The organism is Chryseobacterium gilvum, assembly GCF_025628965.1.
Classification (GTDB): domain Bacteria; phylum Bacteroidota; class Bacteroidia; order Flavobacteriales; family Weeksellaceae; genus Chryseobacterium; species Chryseobacterium gilvum.
Genome location: NZ_JAOTEN010000002.1, coordinates 35,547 through 48,681, shown reverse-complemented (window position 1 = coordinate 48,681; position 13,135 = coordinate 35,547). Strand labels below are relative to the sequence as shown.

Annotated in this window: 11 protein-coding genes and 1 pseudogene; 8 read left to right on the top strand and 4 right to left on the bottom strand. The window is 37.2% G+C overall.

Features of this window, described 5'->3' with window-relative positions:
- Positions 1 to 53 precede the first annotated feature (53 nt).
- The 7 genes from N0B16_RS06790 (at position 54) to metF (ending at position 9,885) form a co-directional block, all read left to right on the top strand.
- A complete protein-coding gene (locus N0B16_RS06790) occupies positions 54 to 1,061 on the top strand; it encodes an alpha/beta fold hydrolase (protein ID WP_262990033.1) in 1,008 nt (335 codons plus the stop codon).
- Positions 1,051 to 2,592 (top strand): ACT domain-containing protein, encoded by a 1,542-nt coding sequence (locus tag N0B16_RS06785; RefSeq protein ID WP_262990031.1) that lies wholly within the window; start codon positions 1,051 to 1,053, stop codon positions 2,590 to 2,592. Before N0B16_RS06790 ends, N0B16_RS06785 begins: the two co-directional genes overlap by 11 nt.
- 73 nt (positions 2,593 to 2,665) lie before the next feature.
- Complete coding sequence (locus N0B16_RS06780; protein WP_262990029.1) at positions 2,666 to 3,832, top strand: O-succinylhomoserine sulfhydrylase; 1,167 nt, start codon at positions 2,666 to 2,668, stop codon at positions 3,830 to 3,832.
- A 180-nt stretch (positions 3,833 to 4,012) separates the two neighbouring features.
- Positions 4,013 to 5,023: a homocysteine S-methyltransferase family protein gene (locus tag N0B16_RS06775; protein ID WP_262990027.1), complete on the top strand. Its 1,011-nt coding sequence runs from the start codon at positions 4,013 to 4,015 to the stop codon at positions 5,021 to 5,023.
- Between the two features lie 64 nt (positions 5,024 to 5,087).
- A complete protein-coding gene (locus tag N0B16_RS06770; protein WP_262990025.1) occupies positions 5,088 to 6,179 on the top strand; it encodes a fatty acid desaturase family protein in 1,092 nt (363 codons plus the stop codon).
- A gap of 6 nt (positions 6,180 to 6,185) precedes the next feature.
- On the top strand, positions 6,186 to 8,846 hold the full coding sequence (gene metH / locus N0B16_RS06765) for a methionine synthase (RefSeq protein WP_262990024.1): 2,661 nt from the start codon (positions 6,186 to 6,188) through the stop codon (positions 8,844 to 8,846).
- Positions 8,847 to 8,925: 79 nt separating this feature from the next.
- Positions 8,926 to 9,885: a methylenetetrahydrofolate reductase [NAD(P)H] gene (gene metF / locus N0B16_RS06760; RefSeq protein ID WP_262990023.1), complete on the top strand. Its 960-nt coding sequence runs from the start codon at positions 8,926 to 8,928 to the stop codon at positions 9,883 to 9,885.
- Between the two features lie 39 nt (positions 9,886 to 9,924).
- On the opposite strand, the gene N0B16_RS06755 is transcribed toward metF, so the two are convergent.
- Complete coding sequence (locus N0B16_RS06755; protein WP_262990022.1) at positions 9,925 to 10,410, bottom strand: hypothetical protein; 486 nt, start codon at positions 10,408 to 10,410, stop codon at positions 9,925 to 9,927.
- Between the two features lie 16 nt (positions 10,411 to 10,426).
- Positions 10,427 to 11,581 carry a hypothetical protein gene (locus tag N0B16_RS06750; RefSeq protein ID WP_262990021.1) on the bottom strand — a complete coding sequence of 385 codons (1,155 nt, stop codon included), beginning with the start codon at positions 11,579 to 11,581 and terminating at the stop codon, positions 10,427 to 10,429.
- A 93-nt stretch (positions 11,582 to 11,674) separates the two neighbouring features.
- Between N0B16_RS06750 and folE the strand changes: the two genes are divergently transcribed.
- Positions 11,675 to 12,340 carry a GTP cyclohydrolase I FolE gene (gene folE / locus N0B16_RS06745; RefSeq protein ID WP_262990020.1) on the top strand — a complete coding sequence of 222 codons (666 nt, stop codon included), beginning with the start codon at positions 11,675 to 11,677 and terminating at the stop codon, positions 12,338 to 12,340.
- 129 nt (positions 12,341 to 12,469) lie between these two features.
- On the opposite strand, the pseudogene N0B16_RS06740 reads toward folE, so the two are convergent.
- Both N0B16_RS06740 and N0B16_RS14160 read right to left on the bottom strand, forming a co-directional pair.
- Positions 12,470 to 12,958 (bottom strand): annotated as a pseudogene (locus N0B16_RS06740) (TMEM175 family protein); the annotation flags it as partial.
- 10 nt (positions 12,959 to 12,968) lie between these two features.
- On the bottom strand, positions 12,969 to 13,055 hold the full coding sequence (locus N0B16_RS14160; RefSeq protein WP_368407550.1) for a TMEM175 family protein: 87 nt from the start codon (positions 13,053 to 13,055) through the stop codon (positions 12,969 to 12,971).
- Positions 13,056 to 13,135 lie beyond the last annotated feature (80 nt).

Below are 13,135 nucleotides of genomic sequence, written 5' to 3'. Positions count from 1 at the left end.
TTCAGCCATTTCTCGTGGCATTTTCAATTGTATTATCAAAAAGTATAATAGAATTGAAAACAGAACTAAACTATATTAATATATCATATCAAACCTGTTCCAAAAAGGAATACTATATCCCGTTAAGCTACCAGCTTTTCGGGAAAGAACTTTTTTCTGCGCCTATTATTTTGGTCAATCATGCTCTAACCGGAAATTCAAATGTTTCGGGAGAACAAGGATGGTGGAAAAAATTAATTGGTGAAAATAAAGCAATTGATACCAGAAAATATACCATCTTGTGTTTCAATATTCCCGGAAATGGATTTGATGATTTTTTAATTGAAGAATATGAAGATTTCCAACCTTCAGATATTGCCGGTATTTTTTTAAAAGGACTTGAGATTTTAAATATAGCAAAACTATACGCTCTCATCGGAGGTTCTCTGGGAGGCGGGATTGGCTGGGAAATGCTGGTTCAACATCTCAATCTTGCGGAAATTTTCATTCCTGTTGCCTGCAGTTTTAAAACTCATGACTGGCTTCACGCACAGTGTATGGTTCAGAAATTTTTATTACATCAAAATGATCAGCCCTTACAGAAAGCCAGAATTCATGCGATGTTATGTTACAGAACGCCTCAATCTTTAAACGAAAGATTTCAAAATAAATATAGTCATGAGAAGCACATCTTAGAATCTGAAGATTGGCTCAATTATCACGGTAACGAATTAAACGAAAGATTTAGTTTAAAATCTTATAAGTTGATGAATCATTTACTGATGAACATCAATGCAATGGAAAATCGGCTAGAAAAAATCCAGGCCCGAATGCACATGATCTCCGTTGATACAGATTTATTCTTTCCTGCTTCCGAAATCCGGATGTGCTTTGACAAGCTGAATGCAAAAAAGAAAGATGTATTCTATCACGAGATCAAATCAATACATGGCCACGATGCTTTCTTAATGGAATACGGACAATTAAATAACATCATTAAAAATATTGTAGAAGATGAAATGGAGCTTTGCGAAATTCCGTCTGACAAAATAAAAAATCAATCAATAACAGATGAAAAATAATGCAAAAGAAATACGGTTTTTAAAAAACAGATCCATCATCAAATTTGAAGGAAAAGATTTCTTAGGTGAAATCGGGATTGACGGGCGAATTTTTAAGGCGCTTACTTTGGCGCGAATCAGTGTGGGAGTAATTTCTCAACAGGCCATCGAAAACGGACTGTCAATTTTGGTACACGAAAATGATTCCGAAAAAGCGGTCAATTGTCTGATAGATGAGTTTGAAGCCGAAAGAAAATCAGGGAAAGTTTCTCAGATTTACAGCATCAACAATGTTTCCGTAATCGGTTTTGTAACAGAAGATTTCAATAAAGTATTGGCAGAACTGGCAAGAAATAATGTGTTCCCATTGCTGTTGAATCAAAATTTAAGCGAAAAACGAGTCAATATTGTCGTAACTTCTTCACAGGACGAAAAAGCCAAAAACATCATAGAATCTGAGATTTCCAAAAAACCAAAAACGGTTCATTTAGCAATCATCGGTCACGGAAATGTGGGCAAAGCGCTTATCAATCAGGTTTTACAATCATCAGAAGAAATCAGACAACGTAAAAAGATTGATCTGAAAGTAGTAGCAGTCGCCAATTCAAGGAAAATCGCATTTAATAAACAAGGTTTTGATCATCATTGGAATGATGAGGTTTTAACGGCAGAAATTCCGTCCGATGTGCAAGAATTAATCAAGTTTTCAAAAGAAAACCAACTGGAAAACCTGATCATTGTCGATAATACGGCAAGCAAAGACTTCGTTCACAATTATCACACTTTGGCAGAAAACGGTTTCGATTTGGTGTCTTCCAATAAAATTTTCAACACACTTCCAATCGAAGAATACCGTCAGTTAAGATATACGCTAAATAAAAATAACAGGCGTTATTTATACGAAACCAATGTTGGTGCAGGTTTGCCATTAATTGATACGATTAAGCTTCTGCACCTGTCAGGAGAAAACATTACAAGAATTAAAGGAGTTTTTTCGGGTACATTAAGCTATGTTTTCAATAATTTTTCTTTACGAGAAGATACATTTTCAACCATTATCACCGAAGCTTTGGAAAAAGGGTACACAGAACCGGATCCACGTGAAGATCTTTCCGGAAATGATGTCGCCAGAAAGCTACTGATTTTAGCAAGAGAATTAGATCTGATTAACGAGTTTAATGATATTCATATTCAAAACCTGGTTCCTCAAAATTTGATTTCTGTTTCTAAACAGGAATTTCAATCCAGACTGGGAGAATTAGATCAAGAATATCAGAAGATCAAAGAAAATCAAAAACCGGGTCATGTATTGAGATATGTTGGAGATTTGCATGGCGATCTGCAAAAAGAGCGGGGTGAGCTTGATGTAAAACTTATTTCAGTCCCTGCAACTTCCGCTCTGGGACAGCTAAAAGGTTCAGATTCATTTTTTGAAATTTATACCGAAAGCTACGGTGAACATCCAATCGTCATTATGGGAGCCGGAGCCGGAGCTCAGGTTACCGCAAGAGGCGTTTTCGGAGATATTTTAAGAGTAAGTGAAACAAAATAACAAGCCATTTACAAACCTTACGGATTCAATATCGAATAGCTAAAGGTCCAACTTATGGAAAACAAAATCAAAAATGAAAGAAGAAAATTTTGAAACATTAGCCATACGCACCCAAACCGAACGTTCGCAATTTGACGAGCATTCTACACCGTTATATCTTACCTCAAGCTTTGTTTTTCAGGATGCGGAAGACATGAGGGCAAGTTTTGCGGAAGAGAAATCAAAGAATCTATACAGCCGGTTTTCAAACCCGAATGTTACAGAATTTACAGATAAAATCACAAAAATGGAAGGCGCAGAAGCAGGCTACGCTTTTGCAACAGGAATGGCCGCCATTTATTCTACATTTGCCGCTTTGTTAAATTCAGGAGATCATATGGTAAGCTGTCAGTCAGTGTTTGGTTCTACGCATACCCTGTTTACAAAATATTTCCCGAAATGGAATATTGAAACAACCTACTTCAAAGCCGAAGATGCAGAAAATATTGAAACGTATATCCAGCCAAACACGAAAATCCTATATCTGGAAACGCCGACAAACCCGGCCATTGAAATTTTAGATTTAGAGTTTTTCGGGCAAATTGCAAAAAAGCATGACCTGATCTTCATAGTAGACAATTGTTTTGCAACACCTTACCTTCAGCAGCCGATCAAATACGGAGCGGATATTGTCGTGCATTCTGCTACAAAGTTAATTGACGGACAGGGGCGGGTTTTGGGTGGAGTAGCGGTCGGCAAAGAAGATTTAATTCGCGAAATTTATCTTTTCGCAAGAAATACAGGACCCGCAATGTCACCTTTCAATGCATGGGTATTATCAAAAAGCTTGGAAACATTAGCAATCCGTGTAGAAAAACATTGCGAAAATGCTTTGAAAGTTGCCCGGTTTTTAGAAAGCCATCCAAATGTTGAACGTACCAAATATCCATTCCTACCTTCTCATCCAAGCTACGCGATTGCCAAAAAACAAATGAAATTGGGAGGAAACATCGTCGCTTTCGAGATCAAAGGCGGCATTGAAGGCGGGAGAACGTTTTTAGACAACATAAAAATGTGCTCCCTTTCTGCAAATTTAGGGGATACCAGAACGATTGTTACGCATCCGGCTTCCACAACACACTCAAAATTAGCGGACGAAGAAAGAAATGAAGTAGGAATTACAGCAGGTTTGGTTCGTTGTTCTGTAGGTTTAGAGAATGTAGAGGATATTATTGCAGATTTAAAACAGGCATTGGATTAAAATAATTTGGGCAGCTGTTTCCGCCTTCCGCTCCCGCTTTTTTTGTTCCGCTTTGCTGCACAAAAAAGAGCTCCGCTCAAGTCGGGCTGCAAAAAAAACCGAAAGGTTCAACAGTAATAGCATATGTGAAAAGTATGGTAAAATATCAATTAACGATTTGTTTAATGACGAAAATATAAAATGAAAAATTCAGAACAATTATACAAAGCCCTATCCGAAAGAATTTTAGTTCTTGACGGAGCGATGGGAACGATGCTTCAGCGGTACAAATTTGAAGAAGAAGACTATCGTGGCGCACGTTTTAAAGAATGGAAATCTTCTGTGAAAGGAAATAACGATCTGCTTTCTCTGACGCAGCCTCAGGCGATCGAAGAAGTTCATAACAAATATCTCGAAGCCGGAGCAGACATCATCGAAACCAATACGTTCTCAGGAACGACCATTGCGATGGCCGATTACCACATGGAAGAGCTGGTTTATGAGCTAAATTATGAATCTGCCAAAATAGCAAGAAAAGCCTGTGACGAATACACTACTAAAAATCCTGATAAACCAAGATTTGTTGCCGGTTCTATCGGTCCTACAAACAGAACGGCAAGTTTAAGTCCGGATGTCAACGATCCCGGTTATCGTGCGATTACTTTTGATGAATTGAGATTGGCGTACAAACAACAGTCTGAAGCTTTGTTAGACGGTGGTGCGGATGTTTTACTCGTAGAGACGGTTTTCGATACCTTAAATGCAAAAGCAGCTTTGTTTGCGATTGATGAAATTCAGGATGAAAGAGACATTAAAATACCAATTATGGTTTCCGGAACCATTACAGATGCGTCCGGAAGAACACTGAGCGGGCAAACCGCAGAAGCGTTCTTAATTTCAGTTTCTCATCTGAATTTGCTGAGTGTAGGTTTTAATTGTGCATTGGGAGCCAATCAGCTCACACCCTATTTGGAAACTTTGGCGCACAATTCAGAATTTTATGTTTCAGCGTACCCGAATGCAGGACTTCCCAACGCTTTTGGGAAATATGACGAAACACCGGAAGATATGGCTGTGCAGATCAAAGAATATGCAGAAAAAGGATTGATCAATATTATCGGTGGCTGCTGTGGGACGACACCCGATCACATTAGCGCAATTGCTGCACTGGTAAAAAATTATAAGCCCAGAAAAGTGAAGCTTTTTGTATGATTTTTGTTGATGGAAATTAAAGATTTACGTAAAATTTATTAATAATCACATCAAAACTCATTCTATGGAAAAGCCTATTTACTTAAAAAATCCAGACGATGCAAAACTATTTAATGAACTCAGAAAAAAAGTGAACCAGCGAGTAGAAAACATTCAGGAAAACAGAGATATTTACATTCAGCTGAAAGCTGTTGTACTGCCTCTTATTTATATTGGGCTGTATGTTTTTGCTCTTTTTAATGCAGAAAGATCAGGAATATATGTAATGAGTTTTGTCTTGATGGGAATTGCGCTTGTTTTGATTTATCTGAATTTAATTCATGAAGCGGCACACAATAATATTTTTAAAAGTAAAAGATTAAATGGGTTGGTTTTAAAGATTTTCGATTTCGTAGGAGCCAATTCTTACATCTGGAAAAAACGCCACATCGCAAGTCATCATGCGTACCCCAATGTTGACGGTTGGGATACAGATATTGAACAGAGCGGTTTGCTTCTAATTATTCCCTGGATTAAAGCAAAAGGGATTCAGAAATATCAGCATTTGTTTTTCTTTCTGGTCTATCCGTTATATCTTTTCAATTGGATGTTTATCAGAGATTTCAGGGACTTTTTTGATAAAGAGAGAGTAATTCTAAAAACGCAGGGAGCGATTCCGGCCATTGAAAAAGTGAAAATGATTGCTTTCAAATTGTTCTATTTCTTTTATCAGATTATAATTCCGATTGTATTTTTTAAGGTTTCGGTTGGTCTGGCTTTGGGAGCCTGGTTTTTGCAAGTTATCACGGCAAGTATTTTTGCGCTATTTGTGCTATTGCCTTTACATCCGCTTCCTGATAATGCTTTTCCGAAACTGAATGAGAAAAACGATTTGCCGTTCAGCTGGCTGAATCACCAGTTTGAAGTGACCAATGATTTAAAAGAAAACAATTGGTTTGTAAGAAATCTGTTGGGAAATTTCAATTTTCATGTTGCCCATCATTTATTCCCAAATTACAGCTATCTCTATTATAATGAAATTACTGATGAAATAGAAAAATTCGCACAAGAACACAATTTATCCTACAAAAGGTTCCCCATATTTACTGCTTTGGGCAAACATGTCGATTTACTCAGGCAAAATGCAAATAATGCATATTACATTTTAGAAGAATAAAAATTGATGAAATATTTAAAATTATCGGGGCTTGAGCCTCTGATTATTACGCCGGAAAGTAACTTCATCAACGTTGGTGAAAGAACAAACGTTGCCGGTTCCAAAAAATTTTTAAGATTAATTAAAGAAGAAAAATTTTCTGAAGCATTGGATATTGCCCGTCATCAGGTTGAAGGCGGTGCACAGATTCTGGATGTTAATTTTGATGACGGATTGATAGACGGAAAAGCTTCCATGATAAAATTCCTGAATTTAATTGCTTCAGAACCCGACATTTCCAAGATTCCGATTATGATCGACTCTTCAAAATGGGAAATTCTGGAAGCAGGGCTGCAAGTGGTTCAGGGGAAATCTGTCGTGAATTCTATCAGCTTAAAAGGAGGTGAGGAAGAATTCATTAAACAGGCAAAAGCGATTAAAAGATACGGTGCAGCGGTAATTGTCATGGCTTTTGATGAAGACGGACAAGCCGATAATTACGATCGCAGGCTTGAGATCTCAAAACGGTCTTATGATATTTTGGTGAATCAGGTTGGGTTTCCGGCAGAAGATATCATTTTTGATTTGAATATTTTCCCGGTGGCCACCGGAATGGACGAGCACAGAAGAAATGCAATCGACTTTATTGAAGCCACAAGATGGGTCCGTCAAAATCTTCCGTATGTTTCTGTAAGCGGCGGTGTAAGCAATGTTTCGTTCTCTTTCCGCGGAAATGACACGGTGCGAGAAGCGATGCACTCGGTTTTCCTGTATCACGCCATTCAGGCAGGAATGAATATCGGGATCGTAAACCCGGCGATGCTTGAGGTATATGATGAAATTAATAAAGAATTATTAAAACTCGTAGAAGACGTTATTCTCGATAAAAGAGAAGATGCTACAGAACGGCTTTTGGAGTATTCCGAAAAACATAAATCGGTAAAAAAAGAAGTTGTTGAAGAGCTCGAATGGCGCACAAGACCTTTACAGGAAAGAATTACACACGCTTTGGTAAAAGGGATCGACCGTTTTATCGAAGAAGATGTGGAAGAAGCGAGACTACAGTCTGCAAAACCTTTACACGTGATCGAAGTTAATTTAATGACCGGAATGGGCGTTGTCGGTGATTTATTCGGGAGTGGAAAAATGTTTTTGCCACAAGTGGTAAAATCAGCAAGGGTGATGAAAAAGGCCGTTGCGTATTTACAGCCTTTCATTGAGGCGGAAAAAGACGGTTCAAGACCAGCAAACGGAAAAATTTTAATGGCAACGGTTAAAGGCGATGTTCATGATATTGGTAAAAATATTGTGAGCGTTGTTTTGGGATGTAACAATTATGAAATCGTTGATCTGGGTGTAATGGTTCCTGCAGAAAAAATTATTCAGGCGGCAATTGATCATCAAGTTGATGTAATCGGGTTAAGCGGATTGATCACACCAAGTCTGGATGAAATGGTCTACATCGCTCAGGAATTGGAAAGACAAAATTTAAATTTCCCTTTATTAATTGGGGGGGCAACAACTTCAAAAGCGCATACTGCCGTAAAAATTGATTTAAAGTATAAAAATGCGGTTGTTCATGTGAACGATGCTTCCAGAGCGGTGAATGTGGTGAGTTCTTTATTGGGTGACAGAAATAAAGAATATGTTGATGATTTAAAAAGTGAATATTCAGATTTCCGTGAAAAGTTTTTAAACAGGCAGATTGATAAAGAATATGTCTCGATTGAAGATGCGAGAAGAGATCAATTTAAAATTAATTGGGAAAACGAAGAAATTTTCACGCCCAATCAATTGGGAATACAGGTATTTGAAAATCAGGATTTGAATGAGTTGGTTCCATTCATCGACTGGTCACCATTTTTCAGAAGTTGGGATCTTCACGGGAAATATCCGAATATTTTTGATGATGAGGTTGTCGGTACTCAGGCGAGAGAACTGTTTAAAGATGCCCAGGTTATTTTAAAAAGAATTTTAGACGAAAAATCACTCACTGCAAAAGCAGTTTTTGGAATTTTTAAAGCCAACTCAACGGAATGTGATGATATCCTCATTTTTGATGAAAACAATCAGCAACAGGCAAAATTTATCACCTTAAGACAACAATTGCAAAAATCGAAAGGCAAAGAATATTTGGCGTTAAGTGATTTTATTGCTCCTCAACGTTCAGGGAAAACCGATTATGTAGGTGCTTTTTGTGTGACGACAGGTTTCGGGACCGATGAATTATCAGAAGAATACGAAAAAGCAAATGATGATTACAACGCAATTATGGTGAAAGCGCTTGCCGACCGTTTTGCAGAAGCGTACGCCGAATTTTTACATAAAAAAGTCCGAACCGAATATTGGGGATATGCCAATCAGGAAAACTTAAGCAATGAAGATTTAATTGCCGAAAAATATAAAGGGATCCGTCCCGCTCCGGGTTATCCGGCGTGTCCCGACCATTTGGAAAAACATGCGATTTGGAATCTTTTACATGTAGAAGAAAATATCGGGGTCTATCTCACGGAAAGTTTAGCGATGTTCCCGACGGCCTCAGTTTCAGGATATTATTTCGGAAGTCCGCACGCCAAATATTTTGGATTGGGAAAGATTGCAGAAGATCAGTTGAAAGAATATTCAAAAAGAAAAGAAATCCCTTTACAGGAAGCCAGAAAATGGCTGTCGCCTAATTTAGCAGATTAATAAAATAGTGTATGGTTTATAGATATTTATAGACAATACTAAACCAATAAGAACTATTAACAATCAACAAAAACATATAATGAAAATCACAGACCATATAAAAAATGCAAACGGAAAAACTTTATTCTCCCTCGAAGTGGTTCCGCCACAAAAAGGAATCGGAATTGAAGATTTATACAAAAATATAGACCCGCTGATGGAATTTAAACCCCCATTTATCGATGTGACGACATCACGGGAAGAATATATTTATATTGATAAAGGAAATGGATTGATGGAACGAAGAATCACCAGAATGCGCCCCGGAACATTAGGGATTTGTGCAGCCATTCAGCATAAATACAATGTAGACACGGTTCCGCATTTGCTTTGCGGAGGATTTACCAAAGAAGAAACAGAATATCTTCTGGTAGACTGTATGTATCTTGGAATCGACAACATTATGGCATTGCGTGGCGATGCGATGAAAGGGCTGCAATATTTTGAAGCCACTCCGGGAGGCCATTCAAGCGCAATGGATTTGGTGCATCAGATCAATAATCTGGGCCGTGGAAAATATCTTCATGATGAAGACCAGATTTGTGATGAATTGAATAAATTCTGCATCGGAGTTGCCGGTTATCCCGAAAAGCATATGGAAGCGCCTTCTATGAATTATGATTTAAAATGGCTGAAACAGAAAGTAGATGCAGGTGCTGATTACATTGTCACGCAGATGTTTTTTGATAACAAAAAATTTATTGAATTTGTAGAGAAAGCCCGTGAAATGGGAATCACAGTTCCTATTATTCCGGGAATTAAACCTATTGCCACTAAAAAGCATCTGAAACTTTTACCGCAGGTCTTTAAAATAGATTTGCCGGAAGATTTAATTAATGAGGTAGAAAATGCAAAAAATAATGAAGCCGTAAAACAAATTGGAGTAGAATGGGCTATTCATCAATGCAGAGAGCTGATTGATTTCGGTGTTCCTGTGTTACATTTTTACTCAATGGGGAAAAGCGATAACATCAAAAAAATCGCCGGAGCACTTTTCTGAAGATGATATAAAAGCCTTGTGTCAAACAAGGCTTTATCTTTACATTGAAATCTGGTACTGTACCAACCGGTCAAAAACACTTTTTGTAGTTGGTTTTGAAGAGTCGGTATTGAAGATAAACATACCACTTTCAATGTTGAAGTAATATTTTTTATTTCCGTCATCTACTGAAAACCATTTTAAAAGGCCATTTACAATATTCACATCTTCCCATTTTATGGAGCTTTCATCTAAGGAAAAAACATAAGGATTCTGGTGCAGTGTATCTACAAAATGAATTTTGCGATCTTCCACATAGATGATCCCGCTTCCCTGAAAAGCTTTAACCTTTAAAAATTGATTTTGCGTATTTCCCATATTGTATCTTACAAAAGCATAGTATTCGGGAGTTTCGATTGTTACAAGTAAAGCAGTCTGTTTCTTTTTTCGGCTTCGGGCGGCAAAATAGGCAATAATTAAAATGATTGCAGGGATCGAAAATATTAAAAGGACAAAAAAGATAATAAGAATAAAGAATGAGTTCATATAATATTTTTTTGGTTTATAGATTAGGATGCCGCACAAAAGGTTTATTTCTGTCAAATAAATATCTGTACGTGGTGAATTTTCTTGTTAGCTCTGTGTCCAAATGCTTTGCCAAACCGAGCATTTTAGGATTAAAGTCTCCAATCCATTGCATTTCAAAGTCTTCAAATTTTGTAGCTTTTTGAAAATGATTAGCTGCTTCCACGATTAAATATCCTTCTATGCCTTTGTTTTGCCACTCCGGAACGACTCCGAAAATCAAACCCACAAATTTTGTATTGTGTTTAAAAGTCTTATAGCATAAAAATTTTAATTTTTCCCATAAACCGAATTTTCCATTGAGATATTTAAACCATTGGTTAAGATCGGGGATATTGATCCACATCGCAATAGGTTTTTCATTTTCGTAAGCAAACCATGCAATATGCTCATTCATCACAGGTTTCATCATTTTAAACATTTTTTTGATCTGATTGCAGCTCATCACTTTCCCTTCACCATGACTTTCCCATGAGATATTATATACTTTTTCAAAATCTTCGGCAAATTTATTCAGCTTGTTTTTGGTAATTCGCTGCGCCGAAATAACCGGGTTTCGACTGTGTTTCTGATGCATCAGATTAAAAATCTTTGAAACCGGCGCATGCGCTTTTCTGCTGAAGCACAATTGATTAAAATACTCCTGAAACCCGTAATTTTCAAATAATGCTTTGTAGTAATATGGATTGTAATTCATTGCATAAAGCGGTGAGGCATTACTTTCTACAAGAAGGCCCCAAAATTTATCGCGCTCCCCGAAATTAATTGGGCCGTCCATCGCTTCCATACCTTTTTGTTGGAGCCAGTTTTTTGCGAAATCGAAAATTTCATTGGCTGTTTTCTGATCATTGATACAGTCAAAAAAACCTATTCCGCCTGTTGGCTGATCTTGAATATATCTACGATTAACAAATACCGCTACTTTTCCTACCGTTTCTTTTTGATCGTTTTTAAATAAATACCGGGCGCATTCACCATCCTGGAAAAATCTGTTTTTCCTTTCATCAAAAACAGATTCAATATCCTGATCCAGCGGACGGATATAGTCTTTATCATCTTTGTAAAGTCTTGCAGGAAATTCTAAAAACTCCTTTTTTTGTATTTCATTTTGTACTTCTTCAGCAATAATCATATTCTTAGGATAAATGAGGTTGAAAGGTAAATCAATTAAATTAAAAATATAAGAATTAATTTTATCCGTATTTTTGTTGCAAAATAAATAAAAATGGTTGATTTTACCGATAACGATGATGATATTTTCACGGGTACAGAACATACGCCGATCCGCGAAGATGCTTTTGAGAAATCGCCACAGGAAAAAATAGAAAAAATAACAGCGCTTTTTGGAGAAATTATGGAAACTTTAGGGCTTGATATGACAGATGATTCCCTTAAAGATTCCCCAAAACGGGTTGCAAAAATGTATGTGAATGAAATTTTCGGAGGCCTTCTTCCGGAAAACAAACCCGGGATTTCCACTTTTTCAAATAAATATAAATACCGTCAGATGCTGGTGGAAAAAGATATCACGGTATACTCTTTCTGCGAGCATCATTTTCTGCCGATTATCGGAAGAGCTCATGTTGCATATATCTCAAACGGAGATGTAATCGGCCTGTCAAAGATCAACAGGATTGTAGATTATTATGCTAAAAGGCCGCAGGTACAGGAGAGATTGACGATGCAAATCGTGAATGCGCTGAAAGAAGCTCTGGGAACAAAAGATGTAGCCTGCATTATTGATGCGAAACACCTTTGTGTAAATTGCAGAGGGATAAAAGATACAGCAAGCTCAACCATTACTGCAGAATTAAGCGGAATTTTTAGAACCAATCCCATCACAAGACAAGAATTTCTGCACTATGTAGGAAGCCATGCAAAATTAGATTAAAAAACAGAAAGAACATTTACAAATGGAGATTCTGCTAATCATAATTAATCATTAATAAAATCCCTTCCTTGCTAGTATTCGTTGCTGACATTGAAGGGATCTTACTTTTACTAATGACAAGCTATTGCCTTATTTAGACTGGTCTTGTAATGCCTTTTCTATCTTTTTTGTAGGAAGCAGTAAAATGATGACTACTCCTGTATACAGTATCAAACTTATGGTTGTATTATATTCTGCCAATGCAATTCCTGCTATTTCCATTGTAAAGGTAGCAATATGCTTTGCCGGAGAGCGGATAGCCAGATGAAGAAGGCCGTCGACTTCCTGAATGCTGCGTAATGATAAGAACAATAATGTAAATGTTAAAGTGCATAAAAACATCAGGACTCCGTAAAGCATAACAGGCTTAGAACCAAAATGATGTAGGCTCATCCACCCCGCAGCAAAAGGGATAAAGGAAAGCCAGAGTAAAAAAGCAAGATTAGCCCAAAGTGCCCAGAAACTTACCTTGCTTACAGACTGCATCAGGTGATGCTGTACACTCCAGAAGGCTCCTACATAAATAAAACTGAGGGTGTAACTTAGGTATTTAGGCCATAGCGCAATCAGATCTTTCCAGGTTGAACCTTCAGGGGGGGTTTATATCCAATACCATAATGGTAATGATGATAGCCAAAACCCCATCACTAAATGCTTCTAATCTGCTTTTTGTCATATTCAGTTTTTAGAATGTCTGTTCATTTTATTTGCAGTATCGTATGTCTTCATTAACAATTTTTATTATGAAGTATCAGA